At 65.5% G+C, this 24,807-nt stretch carries 20 protein-coding genes, 1 tRNA gene and 1 pseudogene; 7 read left to right on the top strand and 15 right to left on the bottom strand.

Annotation, left to right across the window (positions count from 1 at the left end; genetic code table 11):
* Positions 1–86: 86 nt before the first annotated feature.
* A complete protein-coding gene (locus ACO2Q1_RS04770; RefSeq protein ID WP_423328398.1) occupies positions 87–1,223 on the top strand; it encodes a Rieske 2Fe-2S domain-containing protein in 1,137 nt (378 codons plus the stop codon).
* Between the two features lie 79 nt (positions 1,224–1,302).
* Here ACO2Q1_RS04770 and ACO2Q1_RS04765 read toward each other — a convergent pair whose 3' ends face one another.
* Both ACO2Q1_RS04765 and ACO2Q1_RS04760 read right to left on the bottom strand, forming a co-directional pair.
* Positions 1,303–1,938: a TetR/AcrR family transcriptional regulator gene (locus ACO2Q1_RS04765; protein ID WP_423328397.1), complete on the bottom strand. Its 636-nt coding sequence runs from the start codon at positions 1,936–1,938 to the stop codon at positions 1,303–1,305.
* Positions 1,939–2,087: 149 nt separating this feature from the next.
* On the bottom strand, positions 2,088–3,941 hold the full coding sequence (locus tag ACO2Q1_RS04760) for a cation:proton antiporter (protein ID WP_423328396.1): 1,854 nt from the start codon (positions 3,939–3,941) through the stop codon (positions 2,088–2,090).
* A gap of 166 nt (positions 3,942–4,107) precedes the next feature.
* Here ACO2Q1_RS04760 and ACO2Q1_RS04755 point away from each other — a divergent pair, with 166 nt between their 5' ends.
* Positions 4,108–6,255 (top strand): M13 family metallopeptidase, encoded by a 2,148-nt coding sequence (locus tag ACO2Q1_RS04755; RefSeq protein WP_423328395.1) that lies wholly within the window; start codon positions 4,108–4,110, stop codon positions 6,253–6,255.
* Between the two features lie 268 nt (positions 6,256–6,523).
* On the opposite strand, the gene map is transcribed toward ACO2Q1_RS04755, so the two are convergent.
* Entirely contained in the window at positions 6,524–7,294 is a 771-nt protein-coding gene (map, locus tag ACO2Q1_RS04750) for a type I methionyl aminopeptidase (protein WP_423328394.1), read from the bottom strand.
* A 47-nt stretch (positions 7,295–7,341) separates the two neighbouring features.
* On the bottom strand, positions 7,342–7,548 hold the full coding sequence (locus tag ACO2Q1_RS04745; RefSeq protein ID WP_423328393.1) for a ParD-like family protein: 207 nt from the start codon (positions 7,546–7,548) through the stop codon (positions 7,342–7,344).
* Positions 7,549–7,725: 177 nt separating this feature from the next.
* On the opposite strand from ACO2Q1_RS04745, the gene ACO2Q1_RS04740 reads away from it, so the two are divergent.
* On the top strand, positions 7,726–9,021 hold the full coding sequence (locus ACO2Q1_RS04740) for a cation:proton antiporter (RefSeq protein WP_423328392.1): 1,296 nt from the start codon (positions 7,726–7,728) through the stop codon (positions 9,019–9,021).
* A gap of 269 nt (positions 9,022–9,290) precedes the next feature.
* Here the strand turns inward: ACO2Q1_RS04740 and hisS are convergent, their stop codons facing one another.
* The 4 genes from hisS to ACO2Q1_RS04720 form a co-directional block, all read right to left on the bottom strand.
* Entirely contained in the window at positions 9,291–10,784 is a 1,494-nt protein-coding gene (hisS, locus tag ACO2Q1_RS04735) for a histidine--tRNA ligase (protein ID WP_423328391.1), read from the bottom strand.
* A 54-nt stretch (positions 10,785–10,838) separates the two neighbouring features.
* Entirely contained in the window at positions 10,839–11,414 is a 576-nt protein-coding gene (locus tag ACO2Q1_RS04730; RefSeq protein ID WP_423328390.1) for a phthalate transporter, read from the bottom strand.
* Positions 11,415–11,422: 8 nt separating this feature from the next.
* Positions 11,423–12,301, bottom strand: coding sequence for a 3-hydroxybutyryl-CoA dehydrogenase (locus tag ACO2Q1_RS04725; RefSeq protein ID WP_423328756.1), 879 nt, complete (start codon positions 12,299–12,301; stop codon positions 11,423–11,425).
* A gap of 115 nt (positions 12,302–12,416) precedes the next feature.
* Positions 12,417–12,746, bottom strand: a complete 330-nt coding sequence (locus ACO2Q1_RS04720) for a YggT family protein (RefSeq protein WP_423328389.1) — start codon at positions 12,744–12,746, stop codon at positions 12,417–12,419.
* A 207-nt stretch (positions 12,747–12,953) separates the two neighbouring features.
* Here ACO2Q1_RS04720 and ACO2Q1_RS04715 point away from each other — a divergent pair.
* Together ACO2Q1_RS04715 and ACO2Q1_RS04710 are read left to right on the top strand one after the other, a co-directional pair.
* Positions 12,954–13,029, top strand: a tRNA-Ala gene (locus ACO2Q1_RS04715).
* A gap of 69 nt (positions 13,030–13,098) precedes the next feature.
* Entirely contained in the window at positions 13,099–13,497 is a 399-nt protein-coding gene (locus tag ACO2Q1_RS04710; RefSeq protein WP_423328388.1) for a DUF6538 domain-containing protein, read from the top strand.
* A 454-nt stretch (positions 13,498–13,951) separates the two neighbouring features.
* On the opposite strand, the gene ACO2Q1_RS04705 is transcribed toward ACO2Q1_RS04710, so the two are convergent.
* A complete protein-coding gene (locus ACO2Q1_RS04705) occupies positions 13,952–15,187 on the bottom strand; it encodes a TadE/TadG family type IV pilus assembly protein (protein WP_423328387.1) in 1,236 nt (411 codons plus the stop codon).
* Positions 15,184–15,627, bottom strand: coding sequence for a response regulator (locus tag ACO2Q1_RS04700; protein ID WP_423328386.1), 444 nt, complete (start codon positions 15,625–15,627; stop codon positions 15,184–15,186). Before ACO2Q1_RS04700 ends, ACO2Q1_RS04705 begins: the two co-directional genes overlap by 4 nt.
* Before the next feature lie 105 nt (positions 15,628–15,732).
* Here ACO2Q1_RS04700 and ACO2Q1_RS04695 point away from each other — a divergent pair, with 105 nt between their 5' ends.
* Both ACO2Q1_RS04695 and ACO2Q1_RS04690 read left to right on the top strand, forming a co-directional pair.
* Positions 15,733–19,077 (top strand): EAL domain-containing protein, encoded by a 3,345-nt coding sequence (locus tag ACO2Q1_RS04695; RefSeq protein WP_423328385.1) that lies wholly within the window; start codon positions 15,733–15,735, stop codon positions 19,075–19,077.
* Between the two features lie 46 nt (positions 19,078–19,123).
* Complete coding sequence (locus tag ACO2Q1_RS04690; RefSeq protein ID WP_423328384.1) at positions 19,124–19,537, top strand: response regulator; 414 nt, start codon at positions 19,124–19,126, stop codon at positions 19,535–19,537.
* On the opposite strand, the gene ACO2Q1_RS04685 is transcribed toward ACO2Q1_RS04690, so the two are convergent.
* The 5 genes and pseudogenes from ACO2Q1_RS04685 to ACO2Q1_RS04665 form a co-directional block, all read right to left on the bottom strand.
* The gene (locus ACO2Q1_RS04685; RefSeq protein WP_423328383.1) at positions 19,534–19,683 is read right to left on the bottom strand and encodes a hypothetical protein; all 150 of its coding nucleotides are present in this window, start codon (positions 19,681–19,683) and stop codon (positions 19,534–19,536) included. The two genes, ACO2Q1_RS04690 and ACO2Q1_RS04685, sit on opposite strands and share 4 nt — an antisense overlap.
* A 14-nt stretch (positions 19,684–19,697) precedes the next feature.
* Positions 19,698–19,898: a hypothetical protein gene (locus ACO2Q1_RS04680; protein WP_423328382.1), complete on the bottom strand. Its 201-nt coding sequence runs from the start codon at positions 19,896–19,898 to the stop codon at positions 19,698–19,700.
* Between the two features lie 93 nt (positions 19,899–19,991).
* On the bottom strand, positions 19,992–20,252 hold the full coding sequence (locus ACO2Q1_RS04675; protein ID WP_423328381.1) for a helix-turn-helix domain-containing protein: 261 nt from the start codon (positions 20,250–20,252) through the stop codon (positions 19,992–19,994).
* Positions 20,253–20,341: 89 nt separating this feature from the next.
* A pseudogene (locus ACO2Q1_RS04670) lies at positions 20,342–21,501 on the bottom strand (IS3 family transposase).
* Between the two features lie 583 nt (positions 21,502–22,084).
* A complete protein-coding gene (locus tag ACO2Q1_RS04665; protein ID WP_423328380.1) occupies positions 22,085–24,775 on the bottom strand; it encodes a DUF4214 domain-containing protein in 2,691 nt (896 codons plus the stop codon).
* Between the last annotated feature and the right edge of the window lie 32 nt (positions 24,776–24,807).

Below are 24,807 nucleotides of genomic sequence, written 5' to 3'. Positions count from 1 at the left end.
AACATTCACTTTGGAATGTAAAGTCCTCTGCTCGCCCTGCGTTTCCACCTCGCGACACCGGGGACGTCTCTTGATAGACAGGGATCATGAAGCCAGCCGAACCCGCCGCCGTCCAGCCCTCTCCCACGCCCGGCAAGGGACCGCCGACCGGGTTCGGCAGGGGCTTCGTGCGCGACGCCTGGTATTTTGTCGCCCTGGCCCGCGATGTGGCGCCCGGCTCCCTGACGCGCCACGAACTGATGGGCGAACCGGTCCTGATCGGCCGAACCCGCGGCGCCGGCAGCAAGGGTGGCCAGGCCTTCGCCCTGCGCGACATCTGCCCTCACCGCGCCGCGCCGCTGTCGGCCGGGCGGCTGGTCGACAAGCCGGGCGAGGGCGAAACCGTCGAATGCTGCTACCACGGCTGGCGCTTCCGCCCGGACGGGGTCTGCGCCGCCATCCCGTCCCTTGTCGAGGATCAGGCGATGGAGGTCGATCGCATTCGCGTGCGCCCCTATCCGATCGCCGAGAGCCAGGGGATGGTCTTCGTCTGGATGCGCGCCGATCCGCGCTCGGACGCCGAGCCCGATCATCCGCCCCCGGTATTTCCCGGCGTGGTCGGCGGCGACGCCCGTCTGGTCGAATCCATGGTGTTCGACAGCCACATCGATCATGCGGTCGTGGGCCTGATGGATCCCGCCCACGGACCCTATGTCCATCAGCAGTGGTGGTGGCGGTCCGAGCATTCGATGCACGAGAAGGCCAAGGCCTTCGCACCCGCAGACTTCGGCTGGGCCATGGTGCGCCACGCGCCTTCGTCCAACAGCCGGGCCTATCGCATCCTCGGCGGCGCGCCGGCCACCGAGATCACCTTCCGCCTGCCCGGCTATCGCTGGGAGCATATCCAGGTCGGCGAGAGACAGGTCCTGGCTCTCACCTGCCTGACGCCCCTGACCGACGCCTCGACCCGGATCACCCAGATCTTCTGGTCCGACCACTGGGTGTTCGGCGTGGCCAAGCCCTTCCTGCGCGCCGGGGTCGTCGCCTTCCTGAAACAGGACGGCGGCATGGTGAACCTGCAGAACGAGGGCCTGCGCTACGATCCGGCCCTGATCTGGATCGACGACGCCGACAAACAGGCCAAATGGTATCAGCAGCTCAAGCGCGAATGGATCAACAGCCGCGCCGAGGACCGGCCGTTCGTCAATCCGGTCAAGCCGACGACGCTCAGGTGGAAAAGCTGAGGCGGCGCTCGGCGGGGCCCCGTCGTGAAAACGCCCGCCGACCTTGCGATCGACGGGCGTCAGCAATCATCGGAGACGCTTATTTGCGCGTGAGGGCGCCGGCCAGGATGACGTCGATCTGGCGCGAGACCTGCTGCCCCAGCTGCTCGGTCGACCAGCCGTCATAGGCGGCCTTGCGATAGTTCGACAGATAGGCGTCCCAGATCATGTCCGTCAGCAGGACCACATCGGCGTCCTGGGTCAGTTCACCGGAGGCCACGCCGGCGCGCAGCACCTCTGTGATCACGCCGGTCAGACGCGCGGTGGCGCTGCGGGCGCGTTGCTCGGCGGCCAGGGGCTGGAACCAGGACCGGGCGACGATCGCCTGGAAGAGCGGCAGATGGTCCAGGGTCTGATGATAGCCGGCGGCCAGGGCGGCGTTCAGCTTTTCGCGAACGGTCGATCCCTCGGCGCCCGATTGCAGCACCTCTGCCAGGCGCCCCATGTCCTCGGTCAGCACCGTCTCGAACAGTTCCGCCTTGTCCTGGAAGTTGGCGAACACGGCGCCGGTCGACATCCCGGCGCCCTTGGCGATGTCGCGGATCGTGGCGGGGTCGTAGCCGCGCTCGGCGAACAGGTCACGGGCGGCGTCGAGAACCTTCTGCCGGGTGCGGACCTTGGCGGCCTGACGACGGTTCAGGCGCGGTTGCTCTAGGGTCGCGGCGGTCTGGGTCATGAACGGATCTACTCTCGGATCGGACGGCGCAGCGCCGTCGGGGAGGCTGTCTTGATCGGCGGACGAACCGCCGGAGCCGGGTCTTCATCACGCAAGAATGACGAAAATGGGTCGCAAAGATGAACGCCCGAGTGGCGCGGCGAGAACGCCTATGCTTCCGACGGCCCTCCGGACCGCCGCAGGGCGCGCGTAGGGCGATGGCGGCGGTCCTCCGGCACGGCGGCCTGGAACACGGCCCGAAAGACGTCGCGCTTTTCGTGAATGGATGCCAGGACCAGGCCCATGGGCACGCCCAGGTCCACCAGCACGTTCTCGGCCAACTGCAAACTGGCCTCCGTCGTTTCCGGCACGGCGTCGGTAGCGCCGAGGGCGTACAAGCGTGCCGCATGGCGGTCGTCCCGCGCCCTGGCGATCAGCGGCATGTCCGCCCGTAGCGTCCGGACGGCCTTGACCACTTCGTCGACCTTGGTCGGGGCGTCCATCGTCACCACCAGGGCCCGGGCCGACATCAGCCCGCACAGCTTCAGCATCTCGGCCCGACCGGCGTCGCCGTAGTGAACGTCCAGCCCGTCCTTGCGGCCCGCAGCCACGGCTGCGGCGTCGGAATCCACCGCCAGAAAATCCACGCCGTGTTCGCTGAGCAGTTCCCCGACCAGCCGGCCCACCCGGCCGAAGCCGACGACGATGACCGCGCCTTCCTTGGGCGCCGGCACGACTTCATCGCGCTCCATCAATGCGCCGGGCTTGCGCGACGACCGGTCGCTGAGCCGACGACCGACCCAGGCCATGACCGGCACCATGAACATGCTGATCGTCGCCGACAGCAACACGCCCTGGGTGAAGCCCCGCTCGGCGACCCCTTCCACCATGCCGGTGGTCAGGACGACGAACGCGAACTCGCCGGCGGGCCCCAGCACCAGGGCGGTCTCGATCGCCGTGCGCCACGACAACCCCCACAATCGCGCCAGTCCGACGATGACCACGACCTTGACCGCCGTGATCGCCAGGGCGACGCCCAGGATCTCGGCCGGGTGGGCCGCGACGGCGTCCAGATCCAGGCCGATGCCCACCCCGACGAAGAAGACGCCGAGCAGCAGCCCCTTGAACGGCTCGATGTTCAGCTCGACCTCGCGGCGGTACTCGGTCTCGGCGATCAACAGGCCGGCGATCAGCGCCCCCAGGCTCATCGACAGGCCGACGGCCTGGGCCGCCAGCCCCGCGCCGACGACCAGCAGCAGGCAGAGGGCGACGAACAGTTCCTGCCCGCCCTCGGCGGCTCCCGATCCTGCGCGGCTGCGGCTGCGCGCCACCGAGCGGAACAGCGGTCGCAGAACCCTCCGCCCCAGCAGGACGATCAGGGCCAGACCGACCGCGGCCGGAGCCAGGGTGAACAGGGCCCGTCCGATCGACGACGGCTCAAGCATGCCTCCCGGATGAGCCGCTCCGGCCAGCACGGAAACCGTCACAAGGATCGGCGCCACGGCTAGGTCCTGCGCCAGCAGGACAGAGAAGGTCGATCGACCCACCGCCCCCTTCAGCCGGCCCTGTTCGGCCATGACGGGCATGACCACGGCGGTCGAGGACAGGGCCAGACCCAGGCCCAGCACCGCCGCTGCCGCCAGGGACTGCCCCATCATCAGGAAGAGGCCCGCCAGCACCAGGGCGCAGACCGCCACCTGCGACAGACCGAAACCGAAGACCAGCCTGCGCATGGACTTCAACCGTTCCCACGACAGCTCCAGCCCGATCATGAACAGCAGGAAGGCGACGCCCAGTTCGGACAACTGGGCGATCTGCGCCCGATCGGAAATGGTGAACCACGACAGCCAGGGCGCCGTCTCCGCCAGACGATTGAGCCCGTCCGGCCCCAACAGCACCCCGGCCGCCAGGAAGCCCAGAACCGGACTGATGCGGAACCGGCTCAGCAACGGCACGACGACCCCCGCCGCCGCCAGAAAGACGACCAGGTCCTTGAACTCCGCCCCGCCGTGCGCCGTCGTCATCGATCCCCCGTTTCAACGGCACCTTCGCCGCCCGCGAGGGTTCTGGCGAGGCCCCTGCGGCGAACATGACAATTTATTTAGGCGACTCCACGGAGCAGCGGCGTAGGGTCCGGCCCCGCCAAGACCTGCGGCCGGGCGTCGCAGGCCGCACAGTTGCAGGATCATCATGAAGAAGCTGCTCATCGGCGCCGCGCTCGGCGCCCTGCTCATCCCCGCCGCCGCCGTTGCGGGGCCCGACCACGGGCTGGACCTGTTCGGCGTCGCCGCCGACGACCACGCCTGCCTCGACGACGCCTGCACCACGGTCGCCCTGTTCCAGACCGGCGAAGGCGCGAGCGGCTACCAGGGCGTCGAGACGCCGAAGTACGGAACCTGGGGCGTGGACATCGCGGGACGGGACCTGTCGGTCAAGCCGGGCGAGGATTTCAACCGCTACGCCAACGGCGCGGCCATCGACACCATGGTCATCCCCTCGGACCGCACCTCCTACGGCTCCTTCGCCCTGCTGCGCGAACTGTCTGACAACCGGATGAAGGCCCTGGTCACCGGACTGGCCGCCCGGTCGGACCTGACGGCGGGTTCGGACGAGCAGAAGATCGCCGACGCCTATCGCTCCTACATCGATCAGGCCCGGGTCGACCGCCTCGACGCCCAGCCGCTGCAGCCCTATCTGGCCGCCATCCGCGCCGCCGACAGCCACGAGAAGATGGCCGCCTACATGGGCCAGACCCAGGGCCGGTTCGGCTCGTCCTTCTTCGGCACGGGCATCACCATCGACCAGAAGGCGCCGACCCGCTACGCCGTCTCAGCCGGTCAGGGCGGCATCGGCCTGCCCAATCGCGACTACTATCTGGACGCCCGCTACGCCGACAAGAAGACCCTCTACCAGGCCTATGTCGCGCGCATGCTGGGCATGATCGGCTGGGCTGAGCCCGAAGCCAATGCGGCCGCCATCGTGGAGCTGGAGACCCGGATCGCCCAGGCGCACTGGACCCCGATCGAGAACCGCAACCGGGACCGCACCTACAACGACTACACCATCGCCCGCCTGGCCTCTGATGCGCCCGGCTTCCCGTGGCAGACCTATTTCGACGCCGCTCAGCTGGGATCGGTTCCGCGCCTGATCGTGCGCCAGGACACCGCCATGCCGAAGATCGCGGCCGTCTACGCGGAAACGCCCGTGGCGCTGCTGCAGGCCTGGCAGGCGTTCCACACCGTCGACGACATGGCGCCGATGCTGTCCCAACGCTTCTCGGACGCCCAGTGGGCGTTCCGGTCGCGCGACCTCTCGGGCCAGCCCGAACAGCGCAGCCGCGAGAAGCGCGCCATCTCTTTCGCCGAAGGGGCCCTGGGCGAGGCGACCGGACGTCTCTACGTCGCCGAATACTTCCCGGCCGAGTCCAAGGCCAAGATGGAGGAACTGGTCGCCAACCTGCGCACGGCCCTGTCTCACCGGATCGACAACCTCAGCTGGATGGGCGCCGAAACCAAGGCGGCGGCTCAGGAGAAGTTGCGCAAGTTCACGGTCAAGATCGGCTATCCGGACAAGTGGCGCGACTATTCCGGCCTCGAAATCCGCGCCGATGATCTGGTGGGCAACGCCGAGCGCCGGGGCGTCTTCCAGTGGAACTATCAGCTCAACCGCCTCAACGACCCGGTCGACAAGGCCGAGTGGGGCATGACGCCCCAGACGGTGAACGCCTACTACAACTCGGCCAACAACGAGATCGTCTTCCCGGCCGCCATCCTGCAGCCGCCCTTCTTCGATCCGGACGCTGACCCGGCCGTCAACTACGGCGGCATCGGCGGGGTCATCGGTCACGAGATCGGCCACGGCTTCGACGACCAGGGCTCCAAGTCCGACGGCGACGGCGTGTTGCGCAACTGGTGGACGGCCGAGGACAAGGCCAATTTCGAAGGCCTGACCAAACGCCTCGGCGCCCAGTACGACGCCTATGAGCCCCTGCCGGGCTTCCACGTCCAGGGCGGTCTGACCATGGGCGAGAACATCGGCGACGCGGCGGGCGTGGCCGTGGGTCTGGAGGCCTATCATCTGTCGCTGAACGGCCGGCCTTCGCCGGTTCTGGACGGCCTGACCGGGGACCAGCGCTTCTTCCTGGGCTGGGCCCAGGTGTGGCGCTCAAAGGCTCGCGACGAATACCTGAAGCAGCAGGTCGCCACCGATCCGCACAGCCCGGCCATGTTCCGGGTGATCGGCCCGCTGCGCAACGTCGACGCCTGGTACGACGCCTATGGCGTTCAGGAAGGCGACAAATACTATCTGCCGTCCGATCAGCGCGTCCGCATCTGGTGACGACGAACCGAGCTTCAGGACCCCCTTCCTGAGGAGCAGACGGGGCCGGCGGAGCGATCCGCCGGCCCTTTCATTTCGGCAGTGTCGTTCCAACTCACCGAGCGTCCGGCGGAGGCCGGGGTCCAGATGGAGAACCTCGTCTTCCGTGGTTCTCGACCCGGCGCTGAATCCCAACCGCTCCTGTCCTTGATCTGGATCGCGGCCTTCGCCGGGATGCACGGAAGGCGGGGCGCCGGCATGCCGAGACTCAGCGGAAATGCAGCCTGTTCTACGCCGCCCGCTGCGCCTCATCCGGCCGCAACGTCAGGACCCGCACTCCGTCCGCCGTCACCGCGACCGTGTGCTCAAACTGCGCCGACAGCTTTCCGTCGGCGGTGACGACCGTCCAGCCGTCGGCCTGGGTGCGGACCGTGCGTCGCCCCTGGTTCAGCATCGGCTCGATGGTGAAGACCATGCCTTCGCGCAGGGTCAGCCCATGGCCGGGCCGACCGAAGTGCAGCACCTGCGGCTCCTCGTGCATCTCGCGCCCGATGCCGTGGCCGCAATAGTCGCGCACGATCGAATAGCCGTTGGCCTTGGCGTGGGTTTCGATCGCATGGCCGATGTCGCCCAGGGTGGCGCCGGGCCGCACGGCGCGGATCCCCTTCCACATCGCCTCATAGGTGGTATTCACCAGCCGACGCGCGGGACCGGCCACCTCGCCGATCAGATACGTCTTGCTGGAATCCGCGATATAGCCGCCGGTCTCCAGGGTGATGTCGAAGTTGACGATGTCGCCGTCCGCCAGGATCTCGTCCTTCGACGGCACGCCATGACAGACCACCTGGTTGCGCGAACTGTTCAGCACGAAGCCATAGCCGTACTGGCCCTTGCTGGCCGGCCGCGCGCCGAGCCGGTCGACGATGAAAGCCTCGACCAGATCATTGACCTCCAGCGTGCTCATCCCCGCCAGCGGCAGGCCGTCCAGATAGGCGAAGGTCAGTGCCAGCAGCCCCCCAGCCTCGGCCATGATCTCGATCTCGCCCTGAGTCTTGGTCATGCCTGCGTCTTGGTCATGCGTGGGTCTTGGTCATCGGGCCCTCGCGGTCAGGCGGCCAGCGGCGGCGCGGCGTCCACGCCGGCGGCCTTCAGCTCACGCGCCACCAGCTCCTGATAGGGGACGCCGGGGTTCAGTTCGCACAGCATGCCGATCCTGATCCAGAAAGCAGCCTGGCCGTTGATCGACCGACACGACGCCTTGCTGGCCCGACGCAGCTGCTCATGCAGGTCGTCCTCGATGTTCACGATGCCCACGGGACCTCACTTCATATGCGTTACACATACGTTTCATATAGAACCCGTCATGGAAGGGCAAGGCGCGCTTCTGCGGGTCGCCTGACATAGGCCGCTCCGACTCGGAGCCGGCGCTCACGCGACACCTTCGGCGTTCTGCTGCATTTCCTAGAGGCGTCGCCGATCGTCGAGAGAGACATGCCCGACCCCTATATTCTCGCGCTGCTCCTGGCCGGCGGCCTGATCGCCATGGTGGCCTGGCTGCCATTGATCTTCCGACGCGCGCCCCTCTCCTTGCCGATCGTCTGCGTCCTCATCGGGGCCGGCTTGTTCAACCTGCCTCAGATCGGGTTCGATCCCCTCCCCCGGGACTGGCCGCAGATCACCGAGCGGCTGACCGAGTTCGTGGTCATCGTCGCCCTCATGGGCGCGGGCCTGAAGATCGACCGGATTTTCAATCTCCGCCGGTGGGGCGTCACCTGGCGGTTGCTGGGCGTGACCATGATGCTGTCGATCCTGGCGATCGCGCTGTTGGGCATGACCGTCCTCGGCCTGAGCCTCGCCGGGGCCGTCCTGTTGGCCGGCGCCCTGGCGCCGACCGATCCGGTGCTGGCGTCCGATATCCAGGTGGGCGCGCCGCAGGAAGGCCGAGAAGACGAGGTGCGGTTCGGCCTGACGTCGGAGGCGGGGCTGAACGACGGCCTGGCGTTCCCGTTCGTCAATCTGGCCATCGCTCTCGCCCTGATCAGGTCTGGCCAGAAGTCGGACTGGTTCGTCGAATGGCTGACCCTCAACGTGGTTTGGGAAATCGGCGCGGGGCTGGCCATCGGGTGGGTCGTGGGCTGGGTGTTCGGCTGGCTGACCTTTCACATCCCGGTCGGCGCGCGACTGGCGACGACCCGCGACGGCTTCATCGTCCTGGCGGCCACCTTCGTGTCCTATGCGGTGACGGAGATGTTGCACTGCTACGGATTTCTGGCCGTGTTCATCACCGCCCTGGCCTTCCGCCATGCCGACCGCGACCACGATTTCCATGTCGAGATGCATGACTTCATCGAGCAGATCGAACGTATGGCGATGATGGTGGTGCTGGTGCTCTTCGGCGGGGCGCTGACGTCAGGTTTGCTGGCCCAGCTGAGGCCGCTGGACGTTCTGGCGGCCGTGGTCATCGTGCTGGTGGTGCGGCCCGCGGCCGGGATGATCGGCTTCATCGGCTGGAAGCGGCCCCTGCGCGAGAAGGTGATCCTGGCCTTTTTCGGCATCCGGGGCGTGGGATCGTTCTACTATCTCGCCTATGGCCTGAACGCCGCGCCGTTCCACGAAGGCGATCGCCTTTGGGCGTTGGTCGGGCTGATCTGTCTGATGTCGATCCTGCTCCACGGAATCACGGTCACTCCGGTCATGCGGCGGTTCGACCGCAGCCAGGGTCGCGATCCTGACCCGGCGGAGGAATCGGATATGGCCGAACCCGGCGTTTCGCCCGCCCAGGCCTGAATCCTGTCCGAGACCGCCTCCAAGTGGTCTCACTCCAAGGCGCGGGAATTAAAAAAGCCCGCTGCGGGGGATACATCGCAGCGGGCTTCTTTTTTGCTCTCTAAGGAGCGGACGTTTCCTCCCCGAAACGCCTCCGTCGGGCGGCTGCGCCTCAGCGCCGCGCCGTTCGAGTGAGACCAAATGACCCAATCGGCCGGGCCGGGTCAATGCGATCCCTCGCGAAAGATGAAGGTTTTTCGACTGAACGTCGATAAGTTTGAAGCGGCCGCCTATTTTATCGAAGAAGCTTCGATAATGGCCTTCACCGCCTTGACCATGTCGGCGCGATTGATCGTCTGCTGGCCTGGACGGGCGGCCTTCCAGGCTTCGTTGTCGGCTATGCCGACGGCGGCGGCGCGGCCAGCGTCCAGATCCTTGATCGTCACCTGGCCGGCGGCGATCTCGTCTCCGCCCAGCAGGATGGCGGCCGGCGCGTTGCGACGGTCGGCGTACTTCATCTGGGCCTTCATCCCGGCACGACCCAGATAGACCTCCGCGCGGACGCCCGCCGCGCGCAGGTCGGCGGCGGCGGCCATATAGTCGGGCATGTCCTCGTCCGAGAAGGCGATGACCACCACCGGGCCGCGCGCGGCCTCGGCGCCGTCCAGTTTCGCGGCGCGAAGAGCGGCGGCCAGACGCGAGACGCCGAAGGAGGCGCCGGTGGCCGGAACCTCCTGGCCGGTGAAACGCGCCACCAGCCCGTCATAGCGGCCGCCGCCGACGATGGAGCCGAACCTGACCGGCCGCCCCTTGTCGTCGCGTGTGTCGGCCACCAGCTCGGATTCGAACACGGCGCCGGTGTAATATTCCAGGCCCCGCACCACGGCCGGATCGAACCGCGCCGCGGCCCCGACACCAAAGGCCCGCAGCGCCGCGTCGATCTTCTGCAGGTCCGCCAGTCCTTCGGCGCCCGCCCGCGTGCCGCCCAGCACCGGGTCCAGGGCGTTCAGCACGGCCGACCTGTCCGCCTCGGAAGGCACGGACAGGAAGGCCAGAACCGCGTCGATGCCGGATTTCGACAGGCCCGCGCCCTTGGTGAAGTCCCCGGACTCGTCCAGTCGCCCTTCGCCCAGCAGCAGGGTCACCCCCTCCATGCCCAGCCGGTCCAGCTTGTCGACGGCGCGCAGCACCGTCAGGGTCTGGGCCGCGCCCGAGACGCCCGCCGCCTCCAGCACGCCGTTGACCAGTTTGCGGCTGGCGATCTTGACCACAGCCTGGTCGCCCAGGCCCAGGGCGTCCAGTCCCTCCAGAGCCATCGCCACGATCTCGGCGTCGGCCTCGGGCCGGTCGGAGCCGACGGTGTCGGCATCGCACTGCCAGAACTCACGGAACCGGCCGGGGCCCGGCTTCTCGTTGCGCCACACCGGCCCATAGGCGTAGCGGCGGAAGGGTTTGGGCAGGGTCTCCCAGTTCTGGGCCGCGTAGCGGGCCAGGGGCGCCGTCAGGTCGTAACGCAACGCCATCCACTGGTCGTCATCGTCCTGAAGCGCGAAGACGCCTTCGTTCGGACGATCGGCGTCGGGCAGGAATTTGCCCAGGGCGTCGGCGTATTCGAACGCGCCCGTTTCCAGCGGCTCGAAGCCCCAGCGTTCATAGACCGGGGCCAGGGTCTGGACGATACGGCGCTCGGACAGCGCCTCCGGCCCACGCCGGTCAGCGAAACCGCGCGGCGCGCGCGCCTCAGGGCGGATGTCTTCAACGGGAATGGAGGCGTCTTCTATCATGGCGCGCGGCATAGGCCATGCGCCCGCCCGGAGCAACGACCCCGCAAACGACGATCAGCGGCCGCGCATCAGCCCCAGACGATCGTTCACCGGCTCGGGCGCCTTGCGAAAGGCGATGAAGGCCACGCAAAGCCCGGCCCAGAGGGCGTAGCTGACGCCCACCAGAATGGCGACCGGCAGCCCGCCGACGCCATAGATCAGCAGCGTCGTCTCGGTCACGCCCAGGCCTTCGAACAGGCTGCGCGCCCCGAACCAGCCGACCACGGTGACAGCCAGGGCGATCAGCACCTGCAGTCCCGCCGCCAGCAGGCCGCCCCACAGGATGAAGCGCCAGATCACGCCCAGCCGGGTCGACGGCTTGCCCGCCGCCTTTCGCGACCGTTCCAGCAGTTGCAGCCCGGTCGGCACGGCGATCAGGCCCACAAGCAGCAGGCCCAGTCGCCAGTCGATGTCCAGACCGGGGACCCAGTTCTTCGGCGGCCAGAAGGCCAGCGTCAGAAGCGGGGGCCAGCACACGGCGGCGATGGTCGCCAGGATGCGTGCGCCCGGTTCACGCCGCCATTTGACGGCGACCTGACCCGGCAGATCCTCGGGCGTCTCGTAGCGGGGCAGGGAAAAGCGCGGCGCCATCGGACGGATCAGCGCGTCGGGACCGGGACGGGCCCGGCGTAGTCATAGAAGCCGCGCCCACTCTTGCGGCCCAGCCAGCCCGCCTCGACATATTTCACCAGCAGGGGACAGGGCCTGTACTTGCTGTCGGCCAGGCCGTCGTACAGCACATTCATGATGGCCAGGACCACGTCCAGACCCATGAAGTCGGCCAGCTCGAGCGGACCCATCGGGTGGTTTGCCCCGAGTTTCAGCGCCTTGTCGATCGACGCCACGTCGCCGACCCCTTCATACAGGGTGAAGATCGCCTCGTTCATCATCGGCACCAGGATGCGGTTGACGATGAAGGCCGGGAAATCCTCGGCGTTGGTGGTGGTCTTGCCCAGGCTCTCGGCGAAGGCGACGGCCGCCTCATAGGTCTCGGCCGAGGTGGCGATGCCGCGGATGATCTCGACCAGACCCATGACCGGCGCCGGCTTCATGAAATGCAGCCCGATGAACCGGTCCGGCCGATCGGTCGTCGCCGCCAGTCGGGTGATCGAGATCGACGAGGTGTTGGAGGCGACGATGGCGTTCGACGCCAACAGCGGCGTCAGCTCGGCGTACAGCGCCTTCTTGGTCGCCTCGTCCTCGACCGCCGCCTCGATGACCAGATCGGCCTGACCGGCGTCGGCCAGGCTGTCGACCGCCGTGATCCGCGCCAGGGCCGCATCGGCCTGGGCTTGGTCCAGCCGATCCTTGCCGACCTGACGCGCCAGCTGGGCGGCGATCTCGCCGAGGGCCAGGGGTAGACGGTCCGGATCGACGTCGTACAGCTTCACGCGATAGCCGCCGGCGGCCACCGCCTGGGCGATGCCGGCGCCCATCTGGCCGGCGCCGATGACGGAGACTGTGGCGATGGGGGTCATGCGGTCGCGAAACGCCAGTTGATCGGAGCGCCGCACCTTAGAAACCTGTGGCGCGGGCGCAAGGCTGGAATCCGGCGGCGCGTGAAACTGTGGCTTTCGTGCCGCCGGGCTCGGGTCAGAAGGCGTAGGTGAGGTTCAACGCCGCCATATGCGCCGCCGGCAGCAGGATGCGCTGAACCCCCGACAGGATGATCAGCACGATGATCGGCGTCACGTCGATCCCGCCCAGCGGCGGAATGAAGCGGCGGAACGGCGCCATCAGCGGCCCGGTGATCCGCTCCAGCGCCTGCGCCAGCCCATAGACGAAACGATTGCGGTAGTTGATCACATCGAAGGCGAACAGCCAGCTGAGGATCGCATTGACGATGATCGCGAAGATCAGCAGTTGCAGGATCGCGCCCGCGATGAAGAACAGGAAATTGATGGCGGCGGCGGCGAGGTCCAAGGCGATGCTCCGGCTGAGGTCGCGGCCTTGATAGAGGGAATCTTGCGTCGAAGCGACAGGCGCCGGCGCCCGATCGGCGCGGCGGTTGGTCGCCGACCGCCCCTCCCCGCCTTCACCTCTCCGCCATTCTCCGTTGACAGCCCCGCCCCGCCCCGCCTATGTCCCGCGCTCGCCTGCGTCCCGCACCCCGTGCGGGCCCGTGAAGATGGGGCCGTAGCTCAGTTGGTAGAGCGCGTCGTTCGCAATGACGAGGTCAGGGGTTCGACTCCCCTCGGCTCCACCAGGCGTTTTCTCCCCGTGACTTAGGGTTCGCTCAGCAGCGCTGCTACGCACGCTTGCTACGCGAGGCCTCATGCCGCTAGTCACCAACGTCTTCCGGCGCGGTGGTTCCTACTATTTTAGGACGCGCGTTCCGATACGCTTCGCAGCGTTATTGGAGCGAAAGGAGCTGTGGAGGTCGCTCCGGACCAAGGATGCGCGAGAAGCGCGTCAGCGAGCGTCTGTCGCAGTTCTATTGACTGACCTGCTGATGCGCGATCTTGAGCGCATCATGTCGAATCCAAGCAGCACCCCCTCCCGCGATCAGATCCGGGCGCTTGTCGATCATTGGCTCCGAGCAGAGCTGGACTTGGACGCCGACCTTCGTCGCCGGACCGAGGAGGACCGCGAGGGGCGGACTCTAGCTATTCCTGGAGGAGTTTCAGTGGGTCACGTCAAAGGCAACCACTCCCTCGAAAAGACGAAGTCTTAGGGAAGGGAGCGCCATTGGCATCAGGGTCCATTCTGTCCGACCTGACGAAACGCCTTAGCCTTATAGAGCCGCCATTTCTGATCATTTCTGTGCAGCTCATGGGCACATCAAACCGACGATCCTGCTCCAGGCCGACGTTATGGGCGGCCGTTTAGAAGTTGGTGGTTACGCCAGCACAGGATTTGATGGCGATATAAGTTAAAGCCGTTGGAACTGGCCGCCCCCGCATTCCACGCGGTCAACCCGTGTATGGCGGACGGCCAGACTCACCCTGCCCTTACATGGTCCTCGCTCACAGAAACGACCGACAACATGCCATTCGAAGATGGCCGGTCAGTCGAACTGCGGCCCTCGCAGCACTTGCTCGCGCGACGGCGCGAGCGGTGCGAGCACGGCCTCGATCGCCTGGCCGGACGCACCCAGGCTCGATCCACCCTTCATCCGACACGGAAGATCAGTCCAGAAGGCGCGTGCCGCCGATGTTGGGGCCGACGCCTTCGGGAACCGGCACGTTCGAACCGCCGTAGTTGGCGTTGATGACAAGGGAGGCTGAGCCCTTGAGTTGAAGCCAGCGGGCGACGACCACCGTCCAGGCGCTGTCGCGGGCGACCTCTGACCGGCCTTCGACGATCAGACTGGCCTCGGGCACATAGATCACGCCCAACAGGGTATCGACGTTGTCGCTGGCGATGACGAACTTCTGGGTGTTGCCGCGAGAGGCCGCGACCACCATCCCCGCATAGGCGCCCTCGCGACGCCCTCGCAACCGCACCGAGGCCTGGTCCCGGAAATCGAAGCGCGACTGCTTGTCGAAGAACAGCACTACGTCGTCGCCTTCGACAACGGCGGTCTGACTCAACGCCAGCTGCCCGCCGAGGAACCAGTGCTCGCCGGGCCGCAACATCAGTCGCGCATCGCCCATCAGGGTGAAACCGCCGCAATGCACCCCCGGATCGACATAGATCACGCCAGACGAGACGACATCGACTGACTTGGGCCCCGAACACGGCTGGTCCTCATCCATGGCCATCGCCTTGAACGGATCCTCGATGGTAGCCGCCCCGACGCCCGGGCTGGGCGAGATGACCCCTGTCGCGCTGGTAACGGCCTGAACGGCGCCGGCCGCGATACTCCCCCCGGCGGCGACGTCCTTGTTCGAGTGAACCATGCACTTCGGGGCCGCCAGGCGGCTCTGATCCGCAACCGAGATCACCGTGGTGCCGCTGTCGCCGATGCCGAGGACACAGAGCGGCGTGCGATTCACGGCCGTGGCGCGTGAGACGGCGTTGAAGTTCCATCCACCCGGAGGGAGCATATTGACGAAGAAGGAGGTCCTGTGGGCGTTCAGGGTCACAACCAGGACCCGTTGCCCCCCAATCTCCTCAACCCCGATGTCGTCGACAACATCAGGTTTCTGCGCCCACTCGTCCAGCGCCGTTTCGACATAGGCGGCGGCCCGTGCGGTCGCGGCGTCATCCGTTATGGCCAGGCCCAGTTCCCGCGCCCCGGCGAGCGCGGCTGTGTCGGCGATGTCCTGAAGCCGGTTCCGGGCTGAGGTCACCGCCATCAGATCGACGGAGCCCGCCGTCATCAGGGCGACGAACGGCGCCGCCAACGCGAACTTCAGGGCGATGGTCCCGCGTTCGGACCGAAGGAAGGACGCCAGGCGTCTCCGAAAGGGGCCGGTCATGCCGCCGCCGACTCCTGCGCACGTCTCAGCTCGGCCTCCACACGGGCGGTCCGCAGCACGAAGCGCAGTTGATAGGCCAGAAGTCGCCAGTGCAGGGGTTTGACGACGAAGGACGTGGCGCCGGCGGCGAAGGCGCGGTCGATGGCGATCACATCCTCGCGGCCCGTCGCCACGACGACAGGCAGATACCGCGTCAGGGGCGCCTCTCTGAGCGCCTCCAGCAGTTCGAAGCCGCCCATGCGCGGCATTTCGAGGTCGGTGACGACCAGGTCATAGCCGCCGCCCCGCAGACACTCGAGCGCCTGCACCCCGTCTTCCGCGACATCAACGACCGCCAGTTCGCTGGAAAGATTGACCTTCGCGAACTCACGCAGAATCGGATCGTCATCGACAAAAAGCACGCGGGCCGGCTCGTCGAGGACATAGTTAAAGCTTGCCACGCCCCGCCTCCCACATCGCCGGTTCGCCTGAATATTCATCGCGACATTAAGCCGGGGGTCATTAACGCGCAGTATCGTAGAGGAAATATTCGAGGAGGATCACAGGTGCGGCCCAGGACTCTCGCGGCGAAGCTTGCCGTTCTGGTCGTGGCCGCCCTGTCGTCGGCGTTTCTCGCCACGAGCGTCGTGACGGTCTGGCTGGACGCCACCCAACAGGCCAGGGTCGAGACGGAGCGACTGACGCAGACGGCGCGCGTCATCGCCTCCGTCTCCGCCGAGGCCGTCGCCCAGGAGGATCGTTCAGGCGCCTTTGCGGCCGCGCGCGCCATCGGTCAGATGCCGGGGCTGAGCTACGCCCGGCTGGAAGGCCGCAGCGGTGACGTCCTGGCGGAAACCGGCGGCGGCGCAAGGCTGTTGTCCGACATGCGGATCGGCGGCGGCGGCGAGGCCGACCTGTGGCGAACCCTGACGACCGGCTCGATCGAGGTCGTCACGCCGGTGATGTTCGAGGGTCGTCCGGTCGGCCGTCTGGTTTTGTTCGGAGAGACGCCCCAACTCCGCGCCCGGATCGCCACGGCGGTCGTCCCCGCGCTCCTCGGCGTGCTGGCGGCCACCTGCATCGGGCTGCTCGTCGCCCTTCGCATGGCCAGAAACATCAGCCGCCCGATCGCGCGTCTCGCTGCGAGCGTGCGGAGGATCCGCACCACTCAGGCCTATGAGCCGGTCGAAGATGTTCAGACCGACGGCGAAGTCGGTGACCTCCTGGCGGGGGTCAACGACATGATCCAGGGCATCCAGGAAAGGGATGCAGAGATCCGTGAGCATGTCCGGACCCTCGAGGACAAGGTCGCGATGCGAACGGCCGAGTTGGCCGAGGCCAAGCACGCCGCCGACGCGGCGAACGCGGCCAAGTCGGACTTCCTGGCCGTGATGAGCCATGAAATCCGCACGCCCCTGAACGGCATCCTCGCCTTGGGCGATCTGTTGGGGCGCGGCGACTTGCCTGCCCGTGAGCGCCGCTACGCCGACGTCATTGCGGCCTCGGGGCGGTCGCTGCTGAATGTGATCAACGACATTCTGGACTTCTCCAAGGTCGAGGCGGGCAAGATGGAGTTGGAGGCGCTGCCCTTCGATCCCGCCGACCTGATGGAAGATGTGGCCGAGCTGTTTGCGGCCCGGGCGACGGAGAAGGGCCTGGATCTCGCTGTCTATGTTGATCCCGCCCTTGCCCAGGTCACCGGCGACCCGTCCCGGCTGCGGCAGGTCATCAGCAACCTTTTGAACAACGCCATCAAGTTCACGGAGGAGGGCGGCGTGCTCCTGTCCGTCCGTCCGGACGGCAGCGATGTGGTGTTCGAGGTCCGCGATACCGGTCCGGGGATTCCGGCGGACGTCCTGCCGACCCTGTTCGACGCCTTCACTCAAGCCGACCAGTCCACGACACGGCTTCACGGCGGCACGGGCCTGGGCCTGGCGATCTGCGATCGCCTGGTCAAGGCGATGGGCGGTGTATGGGTGCTCGACAGCCGGCTCGGCGAGGGATCGTCCTTCGCCTTCAAGGCGCCGCTTCCCTTACAGCTGTCGACGCCGTCGATCGATTTGGCAGGCGCCCATGTAGGCCTGGGCGACATTGGCCCCTTGTCCCGGGAAAGCCTGGTGCGATACGTCGAGGCGATCGGCGGCCGCGTCGTGTCGCCGGATCAGGCCCCGTGGGCGATTGTGGGCGACTCCGAGGTCCGTCGCCAGAACGACGTCGTCCTGACGTCTCAGGCCGGCGGTTCCGACGGGGCTGAGCTGGTTAGGCCTCTGCGGCGCAGCATGCTGATCGAGGTGATCGAGGCCCTCTCCGTCGGACGTCGGCCGAATATCGGACAGACCTCACGGACCGAAGCGCAGCGATGCTTCCCGGGCGTCACCGTTCTGGTTGTCGACGACTCCGCGGTGAATCGCGAAGTGGCGCGGGAGACCCTTGCTCGACTGGGCGTGCAGGTGGCGACCGCTGACGACGGCCTGGAGGCGGTCGAGCGACTGGCGGTCGAGCGTTTCGACCTCGTCTTGATGGACGGCTCCATGCCCCGCCTGGACGGGTTCGAGGCCACCCGTCGAATCCGCGCGGCCGAGGCGGAGTCCGGAGCGAGCCGAGCCCTGATTTATGCCTTGACCGCCCATGTCATCGGCTCGGCGGCCGAGGGCTGGCGCGACGCCGACATGGACGGTGTGATCCACAAGCCGTTCACGCTGGACGACCTCGCTCAGGTTCTGGAACGACATTTCGCCGAACGCGGCCAGGACGGCGCCGCCCCTGTCGCAGGCCCGACCGACGCGGACCGTTATCTCTCCGACGAGTTGTTCGACCCGGTCATTCGCGCCGAGCTGCTGGCGATGGGCGCCGACGGGCCGGACAGCTTCGTCGCTCGGGTCGAACGACTCTATCACGAGAACGCCCCGCAGCGGCTGGAGGCCCTGACCGCCGCCTGGGGCGACGAGGACGGCGACGGCGTCAGCCGCGCAGCTCACGCTCTGAAATCCATGAGCCTCAGCCTCGGCGCGCGGCGCGTGGCCGATCTGGCGGGCGCCATCGAAAGGGAGGCTCGTGATGGCCTGATGCAGGCGGACACGCTCGGGCAACTGAAAACGGCGCTGAACGCGACATTGGCGGCCATGGACGGCGCGCCCGCTCCGGTCACCGCCGGCTCGCTCGGACAGGAGCTTTCCGCAGCGATCGCCGAGGGGAGGATGTCCGTTGCGTATCAGGCCCTGTTTGACAGTCGCGGAGCGTTCGCCAACAAGGTCGAGGCCTTGGTCCGTTGGCGATCGGAGAGCGGAGATTGGCGGTCGCCCAGCGAGTTCGTGCCCGCCCTGGAGGCGGAGGGCGCGCTGTCGGCCCTGACCGATTTCGTGCTGGGACGTGCGTTGGACGATGTCCAGCGCTGGCCCGGCGTGGTCGTGTCGGTGAACGTCGGCGCCGACGAGTTCCAGAACCAGGCCTTCAGCGATCGCGTCCGAAACCTGCTCGCGGCTACGGCGACCGAGGCCGACCGTCTTGAGATCGAAGTGACCGAAACGGCGATGCTGTCGATGTCGGCGGCCTCCGCCACGCTCGCGGCTCTGTCCGACCTCGGCGTCGGCGTGGCTTTGGATGATTTCGGGGCCGGATACACCAGCCTCCATGCCCTCAGAGACCTGTCTTTCAGCGCGCTGAAGATCGACAAGAGCTTTGTCGACGACTGCTGCGACGATGCCCGCTCGGCGGCCATCATCCACGCAGTCGCCAGCGTCGGTCGCGCGCTGGGGATGAAGGTGGTCTGCGAAGGGGTCGAGACCCAGCGACAGGCCGACTTCCTGCGCATCGCCGGCGCCCACATGCTGCAGGGCTTCCTGTTCCATAGACCCGCGCCGGCGTCAGAGATCGACGCGCTGATCTCAGGCCGGGTTAAGGACGTCGCTTAGGAGGTTCGTCGCACTCTGAGCGCAGGATAGGCGGGCAGGAGCAGACATGGCCGCGATTCTAGTCGTCGATGACGACCCCGCTGTGCGAGCGATCGCGACCGAAATGCTCGCGACCGACGGCCACGCCATCGTGGAGGCGGTCGACGGCGTAGAAGCGCTTGCGCTTGCCGCGCACCTGCCGATTGATCTTGTCATCGTCGACATGCTGATGCCGAAGATGGACGGCCTTGAAACCATTGCCGCCCTACGTGCTGCGAAGAGCGGCTGCAGCATCATCGCGATCTCCAGCGGAGGACTCCTGAACGCTGGCGGATTGCTCAGGATGGCGCTGGCAGCCGGCGCCGATGCAAGTCTCGAAAAGCCGCTTCGACTTGCGACCCTTCGAGAAACCATCGGCTCGCTTTTGGAGTGCGGAAGTCGGTCCCCTCATTTGGCGATCGGACGCTGCGCGGAGGGCTAAGCGCCTCGCAGGCAACCGGACAGCCAAGGCTTGGCGGAGCCCGCCAGTAGCGCCGTTGTCGGCTCCGTCGCTCGGTTCATGTCCCGGACGCGCAGATGGTCGAGTTGCTCCAGATCGGCGGCCGTCAGGGCGATCTTTCGGGACATGCACTTGTGCCGGGTCACCAAGTTTCCCGGATTGGCAGCCCCAGCCGCCGAAGTTGGTCAGTCGCAGCGATCTTCTGGATGAACCCGGGCTCGATCGTCTCGACCTCACGGATCAAGGCTCCGATGCCGGCGCGCCAGTCAGAGCCGGGCTGCATCAGCGCGACCGCTAGGTCACGCAGATTGCCGGTGTGGGGATCGGCCGCGTCCTCGTGCATCTCTGCTCTCCGTTTCCATCGACCCGAAAAGCTGGATAGAGAAGCGAGAACAAAAAATGAACATGCGCTCTGAGAAAGGCTGTGGACGGCCGATCAGAAAACCACATCTGGCCCAACGCGCTGCGCCACCATCATCATCAGATCCGCAGGGTCGAGACCCAAGGCGCGTGCGTAGGCGACGAACTCCACGAAATCGAGCCGGCGCTCGCGGGTCTCGACCTTCGACACGAAAGATCGAGGCTTTCCAAGACGGTCAGCCAGATCTCGCTGGGAGAGGGCTGCGGTCGAGCGTGTCTCGATCAAGAGGGCGACTGCCATCTCGTAAGATGACGACGTGACCCAGGCACGTTGCATTCGCCGCCTTCCCCAATCGAAAGACATTGGCTAGAGGTCGAGCAAATCGCACCCATCATGGGTGCAAGGAGGGACGTGACCCCCGTTTCTCATCCAGCCATAACGAGAGTCCTTTGGTGATCTGAACTTGGGTTGTGGGGGTTGGCAAGAGGCCGGTCAGCGCAGCCTTCAACCAGCGCAGCGGACCGGCCGATCTGTCCGTTGAGCGCATCTGCGTAAGCCTGCGGCGTCAGCCATCCCAGCTTCGAGTGGGGCCGGGTTTCGTTGTAGTCGCGCCGCCAGGTTTCGAGGACGACACGGGCGTGCGGCAAGGATCGGAACAGCGTCTCGTTCAGCAGCTCGTCGCGCAGGCGGCCATTGAAGCTCTAGTTGAAGCCGTTCTGCTGAGGTTTGCCTGGCGCGATGTAGTGCCAGGCCACGCCGGCGCCGTCGGCCCAGGCCAGGATGGCGTTGGACGTATATTCCGTGCCGTTGTCGCTGATGATCGTCTCGGGTCGCCCGCGCCGCAGGATGATGGCGTCCAGCTCGCGCGCCACCCGCCGGCCCGACAGCGAGGTGTCGGCGACGAGCCCGAGGCACTCACGGGTGCAGTTGTCGATCACCGTCAGGATGCGGAAGCGCCGCCCGTCCGTCATCTGGTCGGAGACGAAGTCCAGCGACCAGCGCTGGTTCGCGGCCAGGGGAATCTCCAGCGGACGCCGCGTGCCCATGGCGCGTTTACGCCCGCCGCGCCGGCGCACCGTCAGCTTCTCCTCGCGATAGATCCGCTGGACGCGCTTCTTGTTGACCGCGTGCCCCTCGCGCCGAAGCATCACGTGCAGACGTCGATAGCCGAACCGCCGACGCTCTTGGGCCAGGGCCCTCAACCGATCCCGCAGGGCGCCGTCGTCCGCTCGCGTCGCCTGATAGCGCACGCTCGTCCGATCCACGCCCAGCACCCGACACGCCCGCCGCTCGCTCATCGCGTAGGCCGACTGCAGGTGCGCCGCTGCCGCTCGATGGGCTGCGGGCGTCACCACTTTTTTCCCAGCAGATCCTTCAGCGCGACGTTATCCAGCATCGAGTCCGCCAGCATCCGCTTCAGCTTGGCGTTCTCGTCTTCCAGCGCCTTCAGGCGCCGCGCCTCCGACACGTCCATGCCGCCATGCTTGGCCTTCCACTTGTAGAAGGTCGGCGAGCTCAGCCCGTGCTTCCTGCAAAGGTCCGCCACCGGAACACCGGCCTCCTGCTCGCGCAGGATCCCGATGATCTGTTTCGGGGCGGCGTATACGCCACCCCATCAATCCGTGAACCTTGATCGCTTCATTCCGTCCGTCCTTTCGAGGGGCGGACTCTAGCTATTCCTGGAGGAGTTTCAGGGGGTCACGTCAAAACCCTCTGCCTCGCCGCGTAGAGATGTGAGCAACGCGAGGTGCTTCCGCAAACAGCGGATAACCGAATGGACGCAAGTCCGGGTTCGGAGCGTAGCGCAGGCAATGGATTCCGCCTCCGCCCGTTCGGCACGTCAAAGCCGAAATCGCTCTTCACATCCCTTCGACGGAAAGTCGCTGAACCTCCCGCAGACAGGCAGATGGTCATCGCCCAATCCCGACGCCCCTTGGGTGACCGGGTTGGTTTGCGATGCCTGAATCCTGTCTGCGGGGGGAAGTCCTTCTCCAGAAAGTATATGAAGAGAAAAAATGAAAACGAGTGATCGCCGAAGCTCGAAGCGGAGCGAAGAGAGAGGGGATCGCACAGACGCCGCAGGCGTCAAAATACCGATTCAGACATAACGATATTCGAACCTGCACACCGCTGAAATACCGAATATTTTAACGAAGCTGCCTCCGTCGTCAGATGAAATAATCTTCTGAAAAGTCGCGGTGGTTCAGAAGGTACGGCGAGACGTGGTCCATCGGGGCCCGGTCCAGGTCTGGCTCCAGGCCGTGGCGTGCGAACAGTTGGTCCAGATCGAACGGAGCGGCGGCTCCGCCTCCAGTCCGGTCGCCGTGCAGGTCGGCTGACGCCGGCAGAACCGGCTCCTGAACCTCGGAATATCGATGCGACGCGTAGTCGGCCTCCACCAGGACGAAGTCATCGTCGGTTGCGGTCGTTAGACCGCCGGTATCGGTCGTTCGAATACCCTGTTCCCACCAGGACGCCGTTCTGACACGGTGTTCGAGCGACTCCGAGAAGGCGAACAGCATATCGGCACGAGTCATGCCTCCGTTGTCGATTTGACTAGCCAGATACCCAACCGTGCCTTTGTCCATCGGGCGCCCTAGCGCTATCATCGACAGCTTGGCGACGTAGTCCGCATTCGACAGGCCGCCATACCGCGACGTGAATTCGAGAGAGCCCATGAAGAGGTCGAGGACGCTCTTCATGCTGCCCCCGTTGTCCAGGATGCTCGTGACATAGGACAAGGTTCCCGAGTCCGGCAGTCGGCTGAAGGCCGCATTGAACAGACGAGCGACGATGTGTGCGTTCTCGCTTTCGTTCCACACGCCCGCGTCAATGGTCGGGGCGACGATCAATCGGTGCTCCAGCCCCTCCGAGAACATCACCACGGCGTCTGCGCGCGAGATCTGACCGCTGTCGATCAGGCCGCCGAGATAGGCGGAAAGGTCCTGCGGGAACTCGCGATTCAGGGCCACGCGGGCGATCTGGGCAATGAAGTCGGCGTTCGACGCCAGGCTGTTGATCGCGGCGCCCCCGGCGGTGGTCTGAAGCAGGACGTCGGCCAGTTCGTCGAGCGACTTGCCTCGCTCCAACTGGTTCAGCCACTCGTTGAATACCCGCTGATTGGCCGTGAGGCCCAAGGTGTCCAGAAGTCTGACGGTCTGAGCTTCCAGGCCTTCCTGATCATAGCTCAGGACGCCGTCGGCGAAGCGCAGGTTCTCGACGCCGACGAGCTGGTCGGCGCCCTCACGGCCCGCAACCGACTGAGCGTCCCCGGTCCGCTTGCCGATCTCATGGGCGCGCCGCACGTGCGTGTATTCCGCCGCATCGACACCCGCTCCGCCGTCAAGCAAGTCATCACCCGCCCCGCCCCTCAGGCGGTCGTTCCCTGCATTGCCGTACAGCTGATCGTTCGACCCTCCGCCCACCAGCGTGTCGGCATATCTGGAACCGTAGACCCCCTCTATCCCCTCCAGAAGATCTGTCCCGTCGGCACCTGCGAAGGCGACGCCAGTCGTCAGATTGACGTTCACGCCATTCGCCGCTTCTCCATAGTCAGCGATATCCGCTCCAGCGCCGCCATGCAGATAGTCATTGCCCGCCGCTCCAACCAGGCGGTCGTTCCCGTTACCGCCGAACAGTCTGTCTTCGCCGCCCCCCCCAAGCAAAAGATCATCGCCATGATAACCGAACAGTTGATCGGCTCCTTCGTCGCCGATGAGGGTGTCGTCGCCCTCCAACCCCAGCAAGATGTCATCGCCAACTGTCCCGTGAACCACATCGTCTTCAGGCGTTCCCGAAGTGGGTCTAACCACGGACGCTTGGCGAGGAGTCAGCACACTGTCATGCGCGACCGCCAGCCCGCTGCTTGGTTCACCGCCGGTCAATCCAAAGGTATCAACGGACTCTACGAAGATTGCCTCAAACAAGCGCCGAATTTCGCTCGCATCGTTCATTCTGGCGAAGAGCTGTTCCCAGGTAGACTGACTGCCTCCCCATCCGGCCAGATCAATATTTTCCGACGCAAGTTTTTCCGCTAGAGCTTGTGCAAAAATCGAGAAACTGGCCGCATTGTAAATTGTAGCTTTTTGGTCACTTCCTTTAAGGTCGTCCGCACCGGCCAACGCCCATGCGCCTGCATGGTAGTCCAAAGTCTTTTTTAGCCCGTCTTCGACAGAATCGGACGACCCCCATATTTCAGCGTAATTCTGTCTTGGCTGGGAAAGTATGGATGCAAGAGCGTTAGGGTTATCTGAAGATAGATATCCACCCACAGGAAGATCTGAAGCAAGTACGTAACTTACCAGATCTCCAATTCTATCTAGAAACGCAAAAGATCCAACGTTGCAATTTGACGAAAAATCTATGAAGTCTATATTTTTGCCCATTATATCTCTGAACGTTTCCAATAATTCTCTTGTATCATCAATGTTCATTCTATTTTCAAAGAATGTAGAAATCGGAGATCCGTGACCCTGAAAAGACATTCCATATGTATCTGCGGTATCCATTTCGGATATAATCCGAACAAATTCAGACATAGCGTCCTTTATAGACTCACTTTGAATATCAGAGTACAAATCACCATTTAAGGGGAAGCTAGCCAACGCAAAACTTTCCCTGTACGCAACAAATTCGGACAGTCCGCCATCCAGTAGCGCGGGATTGTATCCGTGCAGATTGTCGAAATCGTTTGGAATTTTATACAGAGTTATCTTTCTCTCATCTGGCCAAATGGCAATCTGATAAAGACTGAAATTATCCGTATGCTGAATGGCTGGCGATGACTGAAACGAAGTCCAGGAATGGTATGGAGACCAGCTGTTGTCTGGAATCTGGACATTCATCAAAATCGTTCTCATGCCTGCCTCCGCAATCCGATAGAAATGGATGT

The organism is Brevundimonas sp. VNH65 (assembly GCF_049445955.1).
Taxonomy (GTDB): Bacteria; Pseudomonadota; Alphaproteobacteria; order Caulobacterales; family Caulobacteraceae; genus Brevundimonas.
This window is presented reverse-complemented; position numbering and strand designations above follow the sequence as displayed.